Origin of the sequence: Rhodococcus sp. AQ5-07, from assembly GCF_009707305.1 — a bacterium.
GTDB lineage: Bacteria > Actinomycetota > Actinomycetes > Mycobacteriales > Mycobacteriaceae > Rhodococcus_F > Rhodococcus_F erythropolis.
In genome coordinates this window covers 2,326,640-2,345,728 of record NZ_CP046099.1, presented here as the reverse complement: position 1 = coordinate 2,345,728, position 19,089 = coordinate 2,326,640, and the positions used below count along the sequence as shown (strand labels likewise).

Below are 19,089 nucleotides of genomic sequence, written 5' to 3'. Positions count from 1 at the left end.
CAACGTGGGACACTGGTCGAGTGAGGTTGTATCGAGACACGGCGGTGGTGCTGCGCCTGCACAAACTGGGCGAAGCCGACCACATCGTCACGTTGCTCACCCGTCAGTTCGGGTTGGTACGTGCCGTGGCCAAAGGTGTCCGCCGGACCACCTCCAAATTCGGTGCCAGACTCGAACCGTTTGCTCACATCGACGTGCAATTACTTCCGGGCAAGAATCTCGACATCATCACTCAGGTGCAGACGGTCGATGCCTTCGCCACTGACATCGTCGACGACTACAGTCGGTACACCACGGCCTGCGCCGTACTCGAAACTGCCGAGCGGTTGGCCGGCGAGGAACGTGCGCCGGCCCCGCAGCTTCAGCGATTGACGGTGGGAGCACTGCGTGCGATCGCCGAGCAAGCGCGGCCGGTCGAGTTCGTGCTCGACGCGTTCTTGTTGCGAGCCATGGGCTATGCGGGTTGGGCGCCTGCCCTCGAAGAGTGCGCCCGCTGCAGCGCTCCGGGACCGCACCGTGCATTTCATGTCGCCGCAGGCGGAGCCGTCTGTACCTACTGCCGCCCGGCGGGTGCTGCGACGCCGTCGCCCGGAGTGCTCGACTTGATGGAAGCCCTGCTCCGAGGGGAGTGGGAGGGCACCGATTCGGCGCCCGCGACGCTGCGGACGCAAGCCAGCGGACTGGTCGCGGCACACCTGCAGTGGCATCTCGAGCGTCAATTGCGGACGTTGCCGCTGATCGAGCGTTCGAGGCCGCATGCAGCCGTCGAGGTCGACTTGCCCGTGAGGCAGGATGGAACCCGTGATTCGACGACGCGAACCGCGAACTCCGCTTGATCCTGCTGCTGAACGGGTGATCCGGCCACCGGACCCACATCCGTCCGGGGCGACCCCGCCGATCCTGCAAACCGAACTCATCCCGCGCCACGTCGCGTTGGTGATGGACGGCAACGGACGGTGGGCGCAGGAGCGCGGTCTGCCGCGAACCGCCGGGCACGAACGCGGTGAAGCTGTCCTGATGGATACCGTCTGCGGTTGCATCGAGATGGGTGTCGAGTGGCTCTCCGCCTACGCCTTCTCCACCGAGAACTGGAAGCGCAGTCCCGACGAGGTTCGATTCCTGATGGGCTTCAACCGTGACGTCATCCGCCGCCGACGCGACGAGATGAACGAAATGGGTGTGCGTGTTCGCTGGGCCGGTCGTAAGCCGCGCCTGTGGGCCAGTGTGATCAAGGAACTCGAGATCGCCGAAGAACTGACCAAGAACAACACAGTCATGAACTTGACCATGTGTGTGAATTACGGCGGGCGGGCCGAAATTGCCGATGCGGTAAAGGAAATCGCGAAGCGTGTCGCGGCCGGTGAGATCAATCCGGACAAGATCACCGAGGCGACGGTTGCCAAGTACCTCGACGAGCCCGACATGCCCGACGTCGATCTCTTCCTGCGTCCGTCGGGGGAACAGCGGACATCCAATTTCTTGATCTGGCAATCCGCCTACGCCGAAATGGTGTACCAGGAGAAGCTGTTTCCCGATTTCGACCGCCGCGATCTCTGGGCCGCCTGCGTCGAATACGCCTCACGCGACCGTAGATTCGGTGGCGTCAAATGACAGGGGAGAACATGACCGACACCACCGACGAAGCAGCCCGCCTGCAAGAACGCGCGGCCGCCTCGCTGGCGCATTTCGTGACGGTCGATGTGGCTGCGGACGGCTCGCTTGGTTTCCAGTACTCCGGCGCGCTGTGCTCGATCCAGGCGATGAATTTGTCCGAGGGTCTGGACGTGCTGTCCATGACGTGTGTCCTCGCGTGGGACCGACCGGTCAGCGCGGCACTGCATCGCAAGGTGGCCGAGCGGAACCGGACCATCCAATTCGGTTCGATCGCGGTGTTCGGCCACGGCAGTCTGGCGGACGTGATCCTGCGATACACGTTCCCGGCGGCCGGACTGGACGACGAGGCACTGACCACGATGTTGCTACTCGCGCTGACCGGCGCCGATACCGCGCGTCAGGGTTTGATTCCCTGACGCTGTCAGCTGGCGGCGCAGTCGCGGCAGGTGCCGAAGATCTCGACGGTGTGACTCACTTCGGTGAAACCGTTGTCCTCGGCGATGGTCTGTGACCACTGCTCGACCGTCGGGCCCTCGACCTCGACGGTGAATCCGCAGTTGCGGCACACCAGGTGATGGTGGTGTCCGGAGGAGCAGCGTCGGTAGACGGACTCACCTGTGTCGGTGCGCAGGACGTCGATGGTTCCGGCGTCGGACAGTGCCTGCAGCGTGCGGTAGACGGTGGTCAGGCCGATGCCTTCACCGCGCTTGCGCAGTTCGTCGTGCAGTTCCTGTGCCGACTTGAATTCGTCGATGTCGTCGAGAAGGGCGGAGATGGCGCTGCGCTGTTTCGTGGAACGAACGCCGACGGTGGCCGGTCCACGTTTCGAGGTCGTACTGCCCGGGGTGTTCATGCGGTGGAATCTCATCCTTCTTCGGCGTGGGCGACAGCGTCGACGACGATGTGTGCGAGGTGATCGTCGACGAGTCGATAGAGAACTTCTCGTCCGTTGCGTTCGCCGCGGACGACGCCCGCTGCTTTGAGAACGCGCAAATGCTGGCTGATGAGTGGCTGAGTGACGCCGAGAGCGCCGACGAGTTCGTGAACGCAACGCTCCGACTCGTGGAGCTGAAGCACGATCGCGATGCGAACGGGTGCAGCCAGCGCCCGCAGAATTTCGCCGGCGGCCGCCAAAGTTTCCTTGGGCGGCACGGGCGCGGGGGGTGCGGCTTCGAACGGGTCGTGCGTGTGTCCGAGGTCGGAATGATCATGGCTTTTGTGGAGATCGCCGGTATCCGCAATGCTCACAGCGAGGCTCCTTCGAGGGGTAGATCATGATGTCCGGGCATAGCCATCTCACCACATTATTGCAAATCACTTTCATTTTGATATGCACAAGTATGCATGTCAACCTTGGACGGAAGTGCGTGGCAGCCGCCAGATAGGCTGATGGTGCGAAAAGCGCACGAAAATCATGCATCTATTACCCAGATGGAGAGCAATCGAGTGGCACCCAAGTCCAAGATCGAAGCCGTTGTCAATCTCGCCAAGCGGCGAGGCCTGGTCTACCCGTGCGGTGAGATCTACGGCGGTACCAAGTCCGCATGGGACTACGGCCCATTGGGTGTCGAGCTCAAGGAGAACATCAAGCGTCAGTGGTGGCGCAACATGGTCACCAGCCGCGAGGACGTCGTCGGCCTCGACTCCTCGGTGATCCTGCCCCGCGAGGTGTGGGTCGCATCCGGTCACGTCGGTGTCTTCAACGACCCGCTCGTCGAGTGCCTCACCTGTCACAAGCGTCACCGTCAGGATCACCTGCAGGAGGCGTACGCGGAGAAGAAGAAGCTCGACAACCCGGACGACGTCTCGATGGATGTCATCGGTTGCCCCGATTGCGGCACCGTCGGCCAGTGGACCGAGCCGCGCGACTTCAACATGATGCTCAAGACGTACCTCGGCCCTGTCGAGAGCGAAGAGGGCATGCACTACCTTCGCCCCGAGACCGCACAGGGCATCTTCGTCAACTTCGCCAACGTGCTGACCACCTCGCGTAAGAAGCCGCCGTTCGGCATCGGTCAGATCGGCAAGAGCTTCCGTAACGAGATCACCCCGGGCAACTTCATCTTCCGCACCCGCGAGTTCGAGCAGATGGAGATGGAATTCTTCGTCAAGCCGGGCGAGGACGAGCAGTGGCATCAGTACTGGATCGACTACCGCCTGGACTGGTACACCGGCCTCGGCATCAACAAGGACAACCTGCGGCTGTACGAGCATGCGCCGGAAAAGCTTTCGCACTACTCGAAGGGCACGACCGACATCGAGTACCGCTTCCACTTCCAGGGCAGCGAATGGGGCGAGCTCGAAGGTATCGCGAACCGTACCGACTTCGATCTCTCGACGCACTCCAAGCACTCGGGCACCGAGCTGAACTACTACGACCAGACGACGGGTGAGCGGTACACCCCGTACGTCATCGAGCCGGCGGCAGGTCTCACGCGTTCGCTGATGGCCTTCCTGGTCGACGCGTACACCGAGGACGAGGCTCCCAACTCCAAGGGCGGCGTCGACAAGCGCACGGTGCTGCGACTGGATCGTCGACTCGCTCCCGTCAAGGCCGCAGTGCTGCCGCTCTCGCGCAATGCGGATCTGACGCCGAAGGCAAAAGATCTTGCGGCGCAGTTGCGTCAGAACTGGAACGTCGAGTTCGACGACGCCGGTGCCATCGGTCGTCGTTACCGTCGCCAGGACGAGATCGGCACACCGTTCTGCATCACGGTCGACTTCGACACTCTCGAAGATCAGGCTGTGACGGTGCGTGAGCGTGACTCCATGGCGCAGGAACGCGTCGCCCTCGATCAGGTGGAAAGCTACCTGGCTGCGCGGCTGATCGGTTCCTGATTCGTTCGAAGCTGACGGGCGGTTCTTCTCATTCGAGAAGGACCGCCCGTTTTCTCTTTCCATGGTGGATCTTCAGGCGCAGGATCGAAGTTATGAGAAAACTCAGCGTGACCAACAGCGTGACTCTCGACGGTGTCATGCAGGCACCTGGCGGGCCGGACGAAGATCGTCGTGGCGGATTCGAGCACGGTGGATGGGCGGCACCCTTCAACGATTCCGTCATGGCACAGAAAATGGGGGAGGGGATTGCGAAGAAATCAGAGTTGCTCTTCGGACGCCGAACCTATGAGAACTTCGCCTCGTACTGGCCGTTTCAGACGGACAATCCGTTTACCGAGGTGCTCGACAACACGCAGAAGTACGTAGCGTCAAGGACTTTGGGTGAACCGCCGCCGTGGAAGAACTCGACTGTGTTGAAAGGCGATGCCGCCGACGCGGTCGCCGCGCTGAAGGAAAGCGATGGCCCGGATCTGGTGATTCTGGGCAGTGGCGACCTGATCACGTCATTGGCCGAACGGCGTCTCGTCGACACCTACACTCTGCTGATTCATCCGCTGGTTCTCGGAACCGGGCGCAGATTGTTCCCCGACGGTGCTGCGCTCGCTCAGTTCACCCTCACCGAAAGTGTTCCTACGACAACAGGCGTCATCATCGCGACGTATCAGGTGAGTTGAATACATCAGGGAACTCGCCGAAATGCTGCTTCTGCCAGCGCTGGGTTCTGACGGCTTGCACACTGGTCGGCGTGACCCAGGGCGGATAGACCCGGATAGCGCGCTTGCCGCCCGAGAAGTTCGTCGACACGATGTCGTGTTCGACGAGGGTTTCGGTGGGAAAGACGAAGTGACCCAGATGTTCTTCGTCGTAGACCTTCACCACAAACAGCGCGACGCCGTCGCTGGTGTCGAATGGGCGGATGGGCCCGGCCTCGGAACGGCGCCACAGCGTGACGAACTGACCGAGCTTGGTCGGCGTCGTCTTGGCGGATCGATAGACGGAGGGAAGGCCGTTGACGGTCAGCGTGTGAGCGCCGTACTCAGCACCCTCGGACTCGGGAATCGGTGTGGACCAGGTAAATCCGTCGGCGTTCATCGGCAACGATGATGCCACGGACCACCGACAGCCTTCGTGGCGAAGGCTGTCGGTGGTAGACGCACTTCAGGCCGTAGGTACCTTGTCGAGAAACCCGAGGACAAGCGTCACCCGGCCGTCGTCGTCGCGTTCGAGTACGTCGAACCCGTCGATCAGTGACTCGGCCCCCGCCGGGCCGAGAGCCCAACCGAATCGAGCCTGTCGGTGGTGCGCGTCCACGGGTCCGATGAGGGTGAAGTGCATGCCCGGAAACTGTTGCTGCACAGCGTTGATCATCGCGTCGATCTGATCGTGTCCGGTGACGTCCGCGAGCGGATCGGTGTAGCGGCCGCCGGGTGCGAACAATTGCTCGATCCGTGCTCTACGGGCGGTGGTATCTGTTTCGTTCCACATGTCGATATAGGCGTCGGCGATTGCGTCGAAGTCGCTCATGGTCGCTCCCTTGATCAGTTCCGGTGGTGAACATCCGGCGGTCTCGCCGGCTGAGACCACTGTTCCTCCGAAACTGCTTCGGGTCGATTACCTCCGAGGTCATGGTCTCGGCTACCTCGGGTCGCTAACTTGAAAGAATGACCTTCGAGACGATGGACGTTGGCACCGAACTCAAGCGGTGGCGGGAGCGGCGAAGGCTCACTCAGTTGGGTCTCTCGGCAGCGGCAGGAGTGTCGACCAGGCACCTGAGCTTCATCGAAACCGGCCGCTCCAAACCCAGCCGGGACATGATCCTTCACCTGTCCGAATGCCTGGATGTTCCTCTACGACAACAGAACACGCTTCTGCTGGCAAGTGGCCACTCGCCGGAGTACTCGCAAAAATCGTTGGCGGAAGCGCCGATGTCAGCGGTGAGCGAGGCCATCGATCGCATCATCGACGCGCATGACCCTTATCCGGCCGTGGTGGTCGATCAGCAATGGGAGATGATCGCCGGGAACCAGGCCGTGAGAATTCTGACCGAGGGCGCCGCTGAATTCCTCCTGGAACCACCGGTGAACGTATTGCGTTTGAGCTTGCATCCCGAGGGCATGGCGCCGCGGATCGTGAACCTCGCGCAGTGGCGGACCCACCTGCTCGCCAGGTTGGCGCGGGAAGTGGAGGTCAGTGCGGATGCGCAGTTGGCGTCCTTGCTCGACGAGTTGCGCACTTATCCGAGCGGCGGAGACTGGCACGACGACCGCGCGAATTCCCTGCTGGTTCCGTTGCGCGTACGCGCGGGCGATACCGAATTGGCGATGTTCAGCACCACCACCGTGTTCGGTACGCCGCGCGACGTCACGCTTGCAGAGATCGCGATTGAGTCGTTCTACCCGTCGGACACGCAGACCGCCGATTATTTTCGATCAGCCGCGCAGGTCAGAGAGACTTCTTGCCGAACTTGAGCTTCCACGGCACCAGAGCGGACTCCAACTGAACCGAGAGGCTCATCTTGGAGACACCTTCGGTGCGTTCCTCGAAGCGGATTGGCGTTTCGGCGATCTTCATGCCGCGCTGAACAACTCGGTAGTTCATCTCGACCTGGAACGCGTAGCCGTTGCTCTGCACCGATTCGACGTCGATGTCGCGCAAGGTCTTTGCATGCCACGCCTTGAAGCCTGCAGTTGCATCCTTGACGTGCAGTCGCAGAATGGCGTTGACGTAAAAGTTCGCCCAGGCGGACAAAGCCTTGCGATGCCACGGCCAGTCGCCGGCAACTGCGCCACCTTCGACGTAACGGGAGCCGAGAACGACTGCCGCATCGGTAGTGGTGAGGATCTCGATCATGGCGGGGATCGCTTCGGACGGATGGGAGAGATCCGCGTCCATCTGAATGACGATGTCGGCGTTCTCCGCCAGAGCCCGGCTCATACCCGCGACGTAAGCACGGCCGAGTCCGTCCTTGACCGTGCGGTGAAGTACTCCGACCGGGATGGGTCCATCGATACCCAACTTGTCCGCAACCTCGCCCGTGCCGTCGGGGGAGTTGTCATCCACCACGAGGACGTGCAGGTTCGGGATCTTCAACGCGGCGAGGCGATCGACGAGCTTTGGCAGGTTCTCACGCTCGTTGTATGTAGGTACAACGACGGTTATCTGCGGGGCGACGCTTTCCATAACACCTTCGTATGATCTGTGATCCCGACTTGCCGGATGAAGCGTACGACGAGTGCGGTCGTGAACAAAGTAGGGATTTTACTACCTCGACGGGATCCGTCAGAACCGGCCGCCGCCGCCTCGACTGGTTCGGCCGCCGCCGCCACCGCCGAAACCACCGCCGCCGCCACCGCGACCTGAGCGTCCGCTGCTGCTCGGTCCGCCGTACGAGCGGGGCCCGCCGCCACCTCGCAGAATGCTGTTGATCAGGATGCCGCCGAGGATCGCTCCCGTCGCATCGCCGCCGCCACCGCGGGGTCGTTGGTTTGCTTCCCAGGTGTTGACGTCGTTCTGCGCGGCGCGAAGTGAGTGCGTCGCCAAGGTTGTCGCGGCCTGGGCGTGTTGCAGTGCCTTCGACGGATCCGAAGCCTGCAATTGCTGGGCCGCCTGCAGGTGCCGCTGAGCCTCCGCGTAGCGAGTGCGCGCCTCCGCCCCGATCGCGCCGCGCCTGGTTCCGAGGAAGTCGCCTGCAGCGGTCACCTGAGCCTGTGCGGCTAGAATGTCCTGGGCGAGGCGCTGCTGTGCACGTTCGAGCTGCTGCTTCTGCTCCTGAGCGTCGGCAAGCAGTGCGTCGAGTTGGGCGTCGGCCGCGACGATCTGGTTGAAGGCTGTCAGCGGATCGCTGTCCTTCGACGTCTGAGCATTCGCCAACGCTGCCTGGGCTGCGGCCTTCGCGTCCGCCAACTTCTGCCCGCCCTGCGCCAGGTAAGCGTCCGCAGCAGTGATGCCCTGCTGGACGTCGTCCATCGCGGACGGAAGAGTCGCGATGGCGTTTCGGATGTCGTCGGCGGCGTGATCGACGCCGTCGAGCAGTTTGCGTGCCTGATCGAGAGCCGCTTCGGCAGTGCGAATCGCGGTGACGGCAGCGCCTTGCTTACCGGCCGGCAGCGCGGTGGCATCGCGGCCTTCCTCGATCGACTTCTCGGCGAGCGTCAGGCGTTCGCTGGCCATCGTGACGTTGTTCACGACAGATGCCAGCGTCGGCGCGGGGAACTGATCCTTCAATTTGGTCAGAATCGCCTCGGATTCGGGCAAGCGCACGCTGAGAGAAACAACACTCTGCGTCAACGCATCGAGACGTGCGGGGGCGTTGATGAGAAGGTCGCGAAGCCCGTCGAACTCCTCGACGCGAGCTTCGAGTTCTTGGTCGGCTCGACCGCACGAGGAAATGATGTCGATCAGCATCTGGCGGCGTTGATCGGGAGTTTCCGGGATGGCGTCGTCGAGTCGCTGCCTGATCGCGAAGGCTTCGGCGAGGGTGGCCTTGGCCTTGTCGAATGCTGCCGAGAAGGGTGCGACGGCGGAATCTCCGAACTCGCTGCGGGCCAGATCGAGCTCCTCCTGGCTGCCGGCGATCGCGTTGTCCGTCTCGACGAGGATCTCCTTCGCGCGTTCGTCGAGCGTCGGCAGCGGGAGTGCGTTGAGGCTGGCGATGTCGTCGGGGGAGATGTTCTTCGCGGCTTCGACGCTTGCCTTGTTCTTGTCGTTCTTGCGCTTACGTGAGTACAGGACCACACCGCCCGTCCCGACCACCACAGCGCCGCCCGCGATGAGGAGTGTTCCGACTCCCATTCCGCCGCTCGTGTTGTTCGCGTCGCCGAGTGCTCCAGCCGCGGCAATTGCCGCGCCGGTCCAATCATCCTCGGCGAGAGCTGGTTCCACCGCGTCGGAATTGATCGATTCGATGTCGGAATCGGTGATGTTGCTCAGCTCAGCGGGGACGTCGAGGTAGTAAGCACGCTCCGCCGTGGCAACTGCAAGCAGGACGGACTTGGTACTCAGCGTCGACTTCGTGGCTGTCTGCTGTGCCCACGCCTGGCCACCCAGGTTGTTGAAATCGGGGACGAACGCGACCCACAGATCGATCTGGTGGTCCTCGCTGAGTTGATCGATCGCGGCTTGTATGTCGCTGCGTTGCCCGGCGTCGAGAACCCCGGAGGTGTCGGTGATGTGATTCGGCAACACCATCGGGGCGTCTGCCGAGGCGAGCGCAGGACTGAAGACGAGCGCCAGCAAAGCGAAAATCGCAGCGACGGCGGCGGCGCTTCCCCGACGGCGAACGGGTCGGGTGATTGTCCGACTCTGCTCTACCGAGGACAACTGCGAGAAGTGTGGTGCGAGGGCCATGACGCAAATCTATCCGTTGTGGCGCGTCGGCATCGGAGGTGATCGCCGCGAACTGGCAGAATTGCGGGAGTGAAACCTGCTTTCGGTAACCGCCCCCACGACCCATCACCCTCACGGGCGGGCGGCTTCGGGGCAGGATTGGCTCGCTGGACGCGCCGACTGATCGCCGGTGCCGTGTTGATGGCCGTGGTTCTGGTCGGGGGTACTGCGTTCCGGGTGTGGCAGGTGGCGCGCATCGACGACACGCGGCCGGCCGACGCGATAGTCGTTCTGGGCGCGGCTCAGTATTCCGGCACTCCGTCGTCCGTCTTCGAGGCCCGACTCGAGCAGGCGTACAAGCTGTACAAGCGCGGAGTGGCGCCGCAGATCATCACCGTCGGCGGTAAACAAGAAGGTGACGAGTACACCGAAGCGGCGTCGGGAAAGATGTATCTGACCGATCGCGGAATTCCGTCGAGTGCGATCACTGCTGTGGAGACCGGTTCGGACACACTTCTCAGTATCGACGCGGTGAGCGCCGAGATGTCCTCGCAGGGAATCAATTCCGCTGTCCTGGTCAGTGACCCGTGGCACTCCTTGCGAACGCGGACGATGGCCCGCGACACAGGACTCCAGGCGTGGACCGCACCTACTCGTCAGGGCCCGGCTGTCTTCACCCGCGAATCCCAGTTGCACGGAATCGCTCGCGAAACCGGCGCGCTGCTCTGGTATCAGCTCACGCACTTCTCGGCAGACTTCCCCTACACGGCAGGGCAATAGAGACCATGACAGCTCACACCACCTACGGAGGCGGCACCTACTCCGAACACGACCTCGAACGTCGTGTCGTCGAGGCGCCGAAGCGTGCGGGGTTGCCGGGTTCGCAGATCGCAGCGGCGCAGCATCGTTCGGACTTCTCGCGAGATCGGGCGCGTGTCCAACACTCCGCGGCTTTGCGGCGCTTGGCCGACAAGACCCAGGTTGTCGGCCCGCGCGACGGTGACACACCTCGCACGCGGTTGACGCACTCGATGGAGGTCGCACAGATCGGGCGAGGGATCGCCGACGGACTCGGTTGCGATCCGGACCTGGTGGACCTCGCCGGTCTCGCGCACGACATCGGGCACCCGCCGTACGGTCACAACGGCGAGAAGGCCCTGGACGAAGTCGCCAAGGACTGCGGAGGTTTCGAGGGCAACGCGCAGAATCTGCGGATATTGACCAGCCTCGAACCCAAGATCCTGCGCCCCGACGGTCTGAGTGCCGGCCTCAATCTCACCAGGGCATCACTCGACGCAGCCATCAAGTACCCCTGGACCCGGCCGCAGCCCGGCGCGAAGTTCGGGGCATACGACGACGACGCAGAGGTGCTCGCCTGGGTTCGAGAGGGGGCGCCCGAGCGTCGGCAATGCCTGGAAGCTCAGGTCATGGACTGGGCCGACGACATCGCGTATTCCGTGCACGACGTGGAGGACGGGGTGATCGCAGGCCGTATCGACCTTCGCTCGCTTGCCGATCCGTCCGAGCAGCGCGCACTGGCAGAACTGGGGGCCTCCGAGTTTCGGGGATTGGTAGTCGACGATCTGATCGACGCCGCTCAACGGTTGTCCGAACTCCCCGTCGTACGCGGGGTCGGAAGTTTCGACGGCACACTCGGAAGTTCCGTCGCGTTGAAGAATCTCACGAGTGAATTGGTGGGTCGCTTCGCCACCGCGGCGATCGCCAGCACCCGGCTGACACACGGTGACCGCCCCCTCTCGCGGTATCAAGCCGACCTCGACATACCCGAGGCCGTCGCATCCGAGGTGGCGTTGCTCAAGACCGTGGCGCTGTACTACGTGATGTCCGACGCCGGACACAAGGCGCGTCAGGATCGGCAGCGTGATCGTGTTCATCGCGTCGCGGAATGGCTGCTGGCAACTGCGCCGGCCGGGCTCGATCCGATCCTGCTGCCCGCGTGGGAACGCGCCGCGGACGACGGTGCTCGGGTCCGGGTAGTGGTGGATCAGATCGCGTCGTACACGGAGAGTCGGCTGGAACGGGTGGACAAAGCGAGCCTGGGCGCGCAGGCCAGCTGGGGCTGAGCCGCTTACGCCTTCAGCAGGTCATCCGCGTCGACGGGTCGGTAGTGGTATCGAGCCACTTGCCGTAAGCGTCGCCGCCGGCTGCGCGAACGTCCTTGCAGATCTTCGACTCGGTGTTCCCGGATTCGCGATACACCGTGTAGATCGCCGTCCCCGAATCGGAGACTTGACGCAGTGACGGGCAGGACTGGTCTGTGCGTAGGTATTTCGAGCCGGGGAACGCGTCGAGGTAGTTCTGGATCTCGCTGGCGTACGTTGCCGGATCGGTGGCATTGGCCAACACCACGATTCCGGTTCCTTTGCACGAGGGGACGGTGATCGGCTTGCTGACCCCGAGGTCGCCATTTCTCGCGCCCGGGTTCGACGCCCGGGTGGTCGTGGTCGCCTGCAGTCCGGCGGTGGGTAGCGGCTCGAGCTTGGGCGTTCTGGCCGGCTCCTGAGTGGGTGCCGGTGCCGACGTGGCGATGGAAGCTGCTGCAGTGGTGGGTGATTCGGGTCCCGAGTTCCCCAGCATCACCCAGGCCGCCGTGCCTCCTGCGGCCAGAACGAGTGCAACTCCAGCCGCACCGATCGCGATCGGGGCTCGGTTTCGCTTGGTCTTTGTCGCGATGTGCGTGTAGTTCCCGTGAGCGGGATTCGCCGTGGTGTAGATGGGCGGCCCGACGATCGTGGGGTGCAATCCGCCGGCGGCACCGGGGGTGTGGGTCGTCGAGAGGGCCTGCCGCGCTTGGAGTGCGAGCGCTCCCGTAGTCGGATAGCGGTGTGCGGGATCCTTTGCCATGCCGCGAGCCACGATGGCGTCAAAACCTTGCGGGAGCGACGGAACCGTCAGTGTGGGGCGCGGCGGCGGAGCGTTCAGGTGCGAATTGACCAGATGCTCGATGCTTGTGGTGTTGAAAGGTGTTGTTCCGGTGAGTGATTGGTAGAGGACACAAGCCAGGGAATAGACATCCGCTGCGGCCGTCGGCGTTTCGATTTCGAACCGCTCCGGCGCCATGTACGCATAGGAACCGACTGCGCTTCCCTCGGTGGTGATCTTCGTGTCCGTCTGTGAGTATGCGATTCCGAAGTCGACGAGGTAGGCGAAGCCGTTGTTCGTGAGAATGATGTTGTCTGGTTTGACGTCGCGATGGATGAGCCCGCGGGCATGTGCGGCGTCCAACGCCGAGGCGATTTGCGAGACGATGTCGACGGCTCGTATAGGCGTGAGTCGGCCGAATTCGGCCAACTCGGCGCGCAACGTATGACCTTCGACCAAACGCATGTCGATGAAGAGGACTCCGTCGATTTCGCCCCAGTCGTGTACCGGGATCACGTGCGGTTCGTTCAAGGCGGCGGTGGTGCGAGATTCTCGGCGGAAACGAGCTTGGAATGACGGGTCGGCCGCAAGTTCGCGATGGAGCAACTTGAGTGCGACCAGGCGATCCTTCGAGGTGTCGTACGCCTCGTACACTTCACCCATTCCGCCTCGGCCGAGGAGGCGACGCAACTCGTACACGCCGAATCGGGTTCCTGATCGCCCTTCGTGCGAGCTCGAGGCGTTTTCAGTCATCGTCGGTCCCATCGCTGCGGTGCAGAGTCGGCCATCAACATATCGTTGTCAGGAGGTGCCGGGGGACCGCCTAGACTGATGTACGTGGCGGGCCGAATTTCTGACAGAGACATCGCGGCCATTCGCGAACGCACTCGCATCGAGGACATCGTCGGTGAATACGTTTCACTCAAGCGTGCCGGTGGCGATTCGATCAAAGGTCTGTGTCCCTTTCACGACGAGAAGTCGCCGTCGTTCCATGTGCGACCCAACCACGGCCTCTACCACTGCTTCGGCTGCGGTGAGGGCGGGGACGTGTACTCGTTCCTGCAGAAGATGGATCACATCAGCTTTGTCGAGGCTGTCGAGCAGTTGGCGGATCGGCTCAGCTACACGATTTCGTACGAGGGTGGTGGGCCGTCCGTTCAGCGCGATCGCGGCACTCGTGCACGCTTGATCGCGGCAAACGCGGCGGCTCAGGAGTTCTACGCCGCTCGTCTGCGCGAACCCGATGCCCAGGCGGCTCGCGACTACCTCACCGAGAGAAACTTCGACGGTGCCGCAGCACTGCAGTTCGGGTGTGGATACGCGCCCGAAGGTTGGGACACTCTCACAAAACACTTGATGTCCAAGGGCTTCGAATTCAAGGAACTCGAAGCAGCCGGGCTGTCCAAAGAGGGGCGACGAGGTCCGATCGACCGGTTCCATCGCCGTCTTCTGTGGCCGATCCGCAGCGTCGCCGGTGACGTCATCGGCTTCGGTGCCCGCAAGCTTTTCGACGACGACACCATGCCGGGTAAGTACGTCAACACGCCGGAAACAATTCTCTACAAGAAGTCTCAGGTCTTGTTCGGCTTGGACCTCGCCAAGCGCGACATCGCCAAGGGACACCAGGCAGTAGTCGTCGAGGGCTACACCGACGTCATGGCGATGCACTTGGCCGGCGTCAAGACTGCCGTCGCTTCGTGCGGAACCGCCTTCGGTGAGGAGCACCTCGCGATGCTCCGCCGACTCCTGATGGACGACAGCTACTTTCGCGGTGAGATCATCTACACCTTCGACGGTGATGCCGCGGGGCAGGCCGCTGCGATGAAGGCGTTCGAGGGTGATCAGAAGATGGCCGGGCAGACTTTCGTCGCCGTCGCGCCCGACGGAATGGACCCGTGCGATCTGCGACTGAAGTCTGGTGACGCCGCCGTTCGCGACCTCGTGGCGCGGCGCACTCCGATGTTCGAGTTCGTGGTGAAGTCCATCCTCACCGAACACGATCTGGAGACCGCTGAAGGTCGCGTCGAGGCACTGCGTCGCACCGTCCCCGTCGTTGCGCAGATCAAGGAATCAACTCTGCGCGACAGCTACGCGAATCTGTTGTGCGGATGGGTCGGTTGGGACGATCTTCCGTCGGTTCGACGACGCGTGCGTGACGAAGCTCGCAAACGGGCGTCGACGCGCGGATCTTCGCCGGCGCCCAAGCGTCGTCAGGTTGTCGAGGCACCTGCTGCCGATGCGCTCGCGCTGCCGATCGGAATTTCCAGGCCCCGGCCCAACGATCCGGCGCTCTCGACGCAGCGAGCTGTCCTCAAGGCCGCATTGCAGCACCCTGGCATCGCCGGCAGTGTCTTCGACTCGTTGCCTCCCGAGACATTCACCCACCCCGCCTACGTTGTCATCAGACAGGCAATGGCTGACGCCGGCGGAACGAGCAAGGGGCTCGGTGGCGCCGAGTGGATCGAAGTCGTCACCAAGGGCGTCGAGGACATGACGGTGGCCTCGGTTGTATCTGAGCTGGCCGTCGAACCGATGCCGTGCGACGAAGACACGGTTCCGCGCTACATCAACGGAGTGCTCGCACGACTGCAGGAAGCGTGGGTGGGCGAGCAGGTTGCCGACCTCAAATCCAAGCTTCAGCGCGTTTCACCTGCTGCGGCCCCCGAGGAGTACAACTCACTGTTCGGAGATCTCGTGGCGCTGGAGCAGTATCGCCGACAGCTGCGTGAGCAGGCTGTCGGCGACCAAAGCGTCTGACCTAGCGGTTTTTCTTCAACTGGTCGTGGGGGACCAGAATCGTGGTCTCCTCGTTGATCGGCTTCATCGGCTCGAGCTTGGGCTGAGTACTCAGTGAGTCGGCCAGCTTCTGCCGTGACGCGTCCAACACCTTCTTTGTGGCCGGACTAGTGGCCACCGCCTTCGCGGCCCGGCTGATCTGCTCGTATCGTGCGCGGCCCGCTTTGGTTCCCAGGACGTACCCAGCTGCAACACCGATCAACAAACGCATCATTCCTGCTTCCCTCCAGCACCGATCGTCCTGACTCCATCCTGCCTGATGACTCGCTGGGCAGGCGATTTGGTACTTCGGTGGAGGATTCGCTACAGTTTCTCAGGCAACGCCGGAACGGGCGAAGCGAGCAAGACAATCCCCTGTAGCTCAATTGGCAGAGCTTCCGACTGTTAATCGGACGGTTGCTGGTTCGAGTCCAGCCGGGGGAGCAGCAAAGCCCCTCACCTGAGAAATCGGGCGGGGGGCTTTCTTGTATTCGTCGCCGCTAGTGCGTTTGCAGCAGACCCACCGATCGAAGTGCCGATTCGACGTCTGCCGCCTTGTTTGCTTGTTCGCCGCGAATTCCCAGCCGTCGAGCGCTGAGGACGTTCACCGGACTGTCGTCGACGAAGAAGGTCTGCTGTGGACGCGCATCGAGAAACTCCAGCGCAGCCAGGAAGGCCGCAGGGTCGGGTTTGGTAGCTCCGAGCATGCACGAGAAAACATGCTCGTCGATTGCCACTGGAGTTACAACACTTTCGATGGCGGCCAACAGGACAGGTCCATTGTCGTTTTCAGTGACGCCGATGGCCGCTGCACCCGTGATCGCGACGCGTAGATATTGGAGACAGATACACCAAAGCCCGACGCAAGTGTCTGCGTCGGGCTTTCGGTGGAACCGTCGAACTGTTTGACCGGTGCGCTTACTTCGCTGCGCGATCCGACGGCTCGAACAGCCGGATGATGTGGCTGGGGTTGATGTAATAGACACCATTCGGAGAATTGAGGACGAGAGTGTCTTCGGTGAAATCGGTGACGGTGCCGTTCAGCTTCGCGCCGTCGGACATGATGATCCGGATCGTGGCCTTCGAGTTCTTGAATTCGGTCAGTGCAAGCTTCATGTGGTGATCCTGTTCCGTGGGGTGTGCACTCCCACGGTATCGGCTCATCGCTCCTGTGCCGACCAACCTTGGAAGACTCGACTCGAAAGAGTGCAACGCGTCACCGCCTGCCCGATTGTGATCCGCGTCGGATGTGCCGGTAACATTCGGATTCGCCGCGATGCATCGCATCCGGATGGGGCGGTAGCTCAGTCGGTTAGAGCCGTGGACTCATAATCCATTGGTCGCGGGTTCGAGCCCCGCCCGCCCCACGTTCAGGTGCCGTGAGCCCGCGGGTCAGCCCCAATGATTTTTGTCGAAAATCATGCTGCAGACGATCGCCAAGGCGACTAGTGCGCAAAGTGCAATCACCAGGACAGTTGCCCACACGTTGTTGGGATTGAATCGCCTGGCAATGCGCCTGCGGTTGCGTCTGAGTCGAGCGTTCGTGGTCACACAAGGAATCGTCGCATCATGATCGTCGATCGCAGATGAGGCGAAAGTCTCGGATCCAGATGACCGATTTCCCGACAGTGTCGGATGTGCAACGCTTCTGGACGTGACCGAGATGGCGACCACTCGGAAGACGAGGGAAAAGTAGGTACCTATCCAGGTATTTCAGCGTATGTGCTCAACTAGCCGAAGTGTCACGCTCTAGATGTACCTACGCACGGCGATCGAAGGTGATTTCGACGATCGAACTCAGGGGTCACTGAACAATTGTCTGTACCTGCCGGCGCGAGCCCGGCCCACAGGTGACGACGATGCGTTCCAGTGACCCCCTGAGCGTCGACGCACGCTGGTTAAGCAGACAGCTGGCAAGAAACCATCTTCGCCTGGTGTAAGTGCAGGCAGTCGAGCCGACCCCCCGCGGCTCGACTGCCCCCAACACGCGATGTGGGGTCCGAATGGCGGCGCCGAATTGGCGATTGGGGCGCCCGTCTGCGAACCGAATGTCAGTGAATGTAGAAGTTCTCGGAATTTCATTGGGAGACAGTAGGTTTGTTTGATCCCCAGGTTGAGGGAGTCTGGGGATCGCCTACCTGTGATTGGGGCACTCACGAACTGTGACGGAAAGGTCCGCTCCCGGATATTAGATTTACGGTGCGTCCGAACTGGCCGGAGATACTTGACGTGGAGTTTCCGGCGCCGACGTTCTACCGATATCGGGCCTTCTGCCCAGGACTCGCTTGGTGACCCATACAGCAGGCGCCGACAGGAACGGCAGATACACGAAGATATAGCTGTCGAACTCGATGCCCAACGCGAGATAAACCCCAAGGTGAAACCCGAGTAAGACGACGATCCCGATTCTGAACAAGACAGGGAAGAGCACGGCAACGATCAACCAGCCTTCAGCGAAGACAGTGGCGTAGTCGAGTGCCTTCCATAGCCACTCCGAATGGATGTCGAATAGTTCGTGGGTCAGCGGACCGAGCTTGGTGGGGTCAGCGACGTCTCGTGCAACGTAGCCCCGGGTTGCCTGCAATTCGGGGTTCAGCCAGCCGGACGCAGCTTTGGGTAGTGCCGCTGTAAACAGGGCGTAGGCGACCGTCACTGCCCAGATGAGCATGGGCAGTCCGCGGGTTTGAAGTGCTTTGCGTTGTGTGCGTGAACGTCGTGCGTCGAGGGACCATGCGGCGCCCCATCCAGCGGCTGCCATGGCCACCGGCAAGATTTCGAAAAGAATGAAGTGGTCGACCTTGCCGAAGGAATTGACCAACCCGCTGCCGGTCATGAGCGTGAGGGTCATTGCGATGGACGCGGCCGTCGTTCGATATCCGACCAAGATGGCGATCGCCAGGATGAATCGGGCGACTTCGAGTCCGACGAGGAAGTTCTCGGAGGGTGGTGACGACAGCAGGGAGAACGGACCGGATTGCGGATGAAACAGAATCGAGGGAACCTCGCCCGCCCACGTGTAGTCGATGGGAAACGCGATCACATATAGCGCGAAGAGAATTCGAATGACAGCGAGGAACCTCGCATCCCCGCGGTACGCCTCGCACAACTGATCGATGTGGTCGCGCAGGAACAACAGAGTTCCCGCACGGGCACTCATAGATCAACCCTTGTCGTTTCGCACGGGTCAGTTGACGCATCGGTTCCGTCGGTGATGTCGATAATTGTTTTGCGCCAGCAGAACTCGATACTGTCCGGGATGGCACCACTCCCGACTTCGACGCTGCGGTTTCGGAGCCATTCGACCAATTCAGGGTCCGCGGTTCGGGTGTTTCGGTCGCCTGCCCCGCTGGGGCGGAACGCATAATCGAGTGATGCTCTCGCGGATGAGTAGCGAATATCGCCGGCGAGATCCACTGGGTTGGGACTGATCGTGGATCCGTCGGTGTAATGGAGAGTGATATCCAAGCCACTTCCACTGAACTCGCCGTCTGCATTGGGCACGCCACCGAAGCTGGGCATGCGAATTGTCGGGTACGGCTCAGGGCGGACACCGAACGAGTAGGCGCCTTGCACGAGGAGTACGACTGCGAGTGCTGCGATCGCGATCAGTCGCCGATTGCTGCGCTTTGCTTCTGTTTCCGGCATGTCGACGTT

At 62.1% G+C, this 19,089-nt stretch carries 21 protein-coding genes and 2 tRNA genes; 11 read left to right on the top strand and 12 right to left on the bottom strand.

The window, feature by feature from the left end; translation table 11 throughout:
* Positions 1-20 precede the first annotated feature (20 nt).
* From recO to GJB56_RS10750, 3 genes are read left to right on the top strand one after another with little or no spacing between them, the layout of a single operon-like run.
* Positions 21-836: a DNA repair protein RecO gene (gene recO / locus GJB56_RS10760; protein ID WP_029255636.1), complete on the top strand. Its 816-nt coding sequence runs from the start codon at positions 21-23 to the stop codon at positions 834-836.
* Positions 793-1,611, top strand: coding sequence for an isoprenyl transferase (locus GJB56_RS10755; protein ID WP_019749001.1), 819 nt, complete (start codon positions 793-795; stop codon positions 1,609-1,611). The genes recO and GJB56_RS10755 overlap by 44 nt, the downstream gene beginning before the upstream one ends.
* Entirely contained in the window at positions 1,608-2,030 is a 423-nt protein-coding gene (locus GJB56_RS10750) for a YbjN domain-containing protein (RefSeq protein WP_019749000.1), read from the top strand. Before GJB56_RS10755 ends, GJB56_RS10750 begins: the two co-directional genes overlap by 4 nt.
* A gap of 5 nt (positions 2,031-2,035) precedes the next feature.
* Here GJB56_RS10750 and GJB56_RS10745 read toward each other — a convergent pair whose 3' ends face one another.
* Positions 2,036-2,467, bottom strand: a complete 432-nt coding sequence (locus GJB56_RS10745; RefSeq protein ID WP_020908177.1) for a Fur family transcriptional regulator — start codon at positions 2,465-2,467, stop codon at positions 2,036-2,038.
* An 11-nt stretch (positions 2,468-2,478) separates the two neighbouring features.
* Positions 2,479-2,862, bottom strand: coding sequence for an ArsR/SmtB family transcription factor (locus tag GJB56_RS10740; RefSeq protein ID WP_003944457.1), 384 nt, complete (start codon positions 2,860-2,862; stop codon positions 2,479-2,481).
* Positions 2,863-3,060: 198 nt separating this feature from the next.
* On the opposite strand from GJB56_RS10740, the gene GJB56_RS10735 reads away from it, so the two are divergent.
* Positions 3,061-4,452, top strand: a complete 1,392-nt coding sequence (locus tag GJB56_RS10735; RefSeq protein WP_113683759.1) for a glycine--tRNA ligase — start codon at positions 3,061-3,063, stop codon at positions 4,450-4,452.
* Positions 4,453-4,544: 92 nt separating this feature from the next.
* Positions 4,545-5,126, top strand: a complete 582-nt coding sequence (locus GJB56_RS10730; RefSeq protein ID WP_113683709.1) for a dihydrofolate reductase family protein — start codon at positions 4,545-4,547, stop codon at positions 5,124-5,126.
* On the opposite strand, the gene GJB56_RS10725 is transcribed toward GJB56_RS10730, so the two are convergent.
* Entirely contained in the window at positions 5,101-5,562 is a 462-nt protein-coding gene (locus GJB56_RS10725) for a MepB family protein (protein ID WP_020969952.1), read from the bottom strand. The two genes, GJB56_RS10730 and GJB56_RS10725, sit on opposite strands and share 26 nt — an antisense overlap.
* A gap of 48 nt (positions 5,563-5,610) precedes the next feature.
* Entirely contained in the window at positions 5,611-5,976 is a 366-nt protein-coding gene (locus GJB56_RS10720; RefSeq protein WP_024487641.1) for a nuclear transport factor 2 family protein, read from the bottom strand.
* 137 nt (positions 5,977-6,113) lie between these two features.
* Here GJB56_RS10720 and GJB56_RS10715 point away from each other — a divergent pair, with 137 nt between their 5' ends.
* Positions 6,114-6,920 carry a helix-turn-helix domain-containing protein gene (locus GJB56_RS10715; protein ID WP_019748994.1) on the top strand — a complete coding sequence of 269 codons (807 nt, stop codon included), beginning with the start codon at positions 6,114-6,116 and terminating at the stop codon, positions 6,918-6,920.
* On the opposite strand, the gene GJB56_RS10710 is transcribed toward GJB56_RS10715, so the two are convergent.
* Positions 6,895-7,632 carry a polyprenol monophosphomannose synthase gene (locus tag GJB56_RS10710; protein WP_003944487.1) on the bottom strand — a complete coding sequence of 246 codons (738 nt, stop codon included), beginning with the start codon at positions 7,630-7,632 and terminating at the stop codon, positions 6,895-6,897. The two genes, GJB56_RS10715 and GJB56_RS10710, sit on opposite strands and share 26 nt — an antisense overlap.
* Before the next feature lie 99 nt (positions 7,633-7,731).
* On the bottom strand, positions 7,732-9,798 hold the full coding sequence (locus GJB56_RS10705) for a TPM domain-containing protein (RefSeq protein ID WP_046378746.1): 2,067 nt from the start codon (positions 9,796-9,798) through the stop codon (positions 7,732-7,734).
* Between the two features lie 69 nt (positions 9,799-9,867).
* Here GJB56_RS10705 and GJB56_RS10700 point away from each other — a divergent pair, with 69 nt between their 5' ends.
* Positions 9,868-10,557, top strand: a complete 690-nt coding sequence (locus GJB56_RS10700) for a YdcF family protein (protein ID WP_007731109.1) — start codon at positions 9,868-9,870, stop codon at positions 10,555-10,557.
* A 5-nt stretch (positions 10,558-10,562) separates the two neighbouring features.
* On the top strand, positions 10,563-11,861 hold the full coding sequence (locus tag GJB56_RS10695) for a deoxyguanosinetriphosphate triphosphohydrolase (protein WP_019748992.1): 1,299 nt from the start codon (positions 10,563-10,565) through the stop codon (positions 11,859-11,861).
* Between the two features lie 13 nt (positions 11,862-11,874).
* Here GJB56_RS10695 and GJB56_RS10690 read toward each other — a convergent pair whose 3' ends face one another.
* Positions 11,875-13,425: a serine/threonine-protein kinase gene (locus GJB56_RS10690; protein WP_113683708.1), complete on the bottom strand. Its 1,551-nt coding sequence runs from the start codon at positions 13,423-13,425 to the stop codon at positions 11,875-11,877.
* A 72-nt stretch (positions 13,426-13,497) separates the two neighbouring features.
* Here GJB56_RS10690 and dnaG point away from each other — a divergent pair, with 72 nt between their 5' ends.
* A complete protein-coding gene (dnaG, locus tag GJB56_RS10685) occupies positions 13,498-15,417 on the top strand; it encodes a DNA primase (RefSeq protein ID WP_003941578.1) in 1,920 nt (639 codons plus the stop codon).
* A gap of 1 nt (position 15,418) precedes the next feature.
* Here dnaG and GJB56_RS10680 read toward each other — a convergent pair whose 3' ends face one another.
* On the bottom strand, positions 15,419-15,670 hold the full coding sequence (locus GJB56_RS10680) for a hypothetical protein (protein WP_003941570.1): 252 nt from the start codon (positions 15,668-15,670) through the stop codon (positions 15,419-15,421).
* A gap of 136 nt (positions 15,671-15,806) precedes the next feature.
* On the opposite strand from GJB56_RS10680, the gene GJB56_RS10675 reads away from it, so the two are divergent.
* A tRNA-Asn gene (locus GJB56_RS10675) sits at positions 15,807-15,879 on the top strand.
* A gap of 56 nt (positions 15,880-15,935) precedes the next feature.
* Here the strand turns inward: GJB56_RS10675 and GJB56_RS10670 are convergent.
* Both GJB56_RS10670 and GJB56_RS31625 read right to left on the bottom strand, forming a co-directional pair.
* Positions 15,936-16,172, bottom strand: a complete 237-nt coding sequence (locus tag GJB56_RS10670) for an HAD-IA family hydrolase (RefSeq protein WP_230091172.1) — start codon at positions 16,170-16,172, stop codon at positions 15,936-15,938.
* A gap of 181 nt (positions 16,173-16,353) precedes the next feature.
* Entirely contained in the window at positions 16,354-16,551 is a 198-nt protein-coding gene (locus GJB56_RS31625) for a hypothetical protein (RefSeq protein ID WP_003941659.1), read from the bottom strand.
* 177 nt (positions 16,552-16,728) lie between these two features.
* On the opposite strand from GJB56_RS31625, the gene GJB56_RS10660 reads away from it, so the two are divergent.
* Positions 16,729-16,802 (top strand) — tRNA-Ile (locus GJB56_RS10660).
* An 827-nt stretch (positions 16,803-17,629) separates the two neighbouring features.
* Here the strand turns inward: GJB56_RS10660 and GJB56_RS10655 are convergent.
* Positions 17,630-18,592: an HTTM domain-containing protein gene (locus GJB56_RS10655; protein ID WP_080910074.1), complete on the bottom strand. Its 963-nt coding sequence runs from the start codon at positions 18,590-18,592 to the stop codon at positions 17,630-17,632.
* Positions 18,589-19,080, bottom strand: a complete 492-nt coding sequence (locus tag GJB56_RS31365) for a hypothetical protein (RefSeq protein WP_020969946.1) — start codon at positions 19,078-19,080, stop codon at positions 18,589-18,591. Before GJB56_RS31365 ends, GJB56_RS10655 begins: the two co-directional genes overlap by 4 nt.
* Between the last annotated feature and the right edge of the window lie 9 nt (positions 19,081-19,089).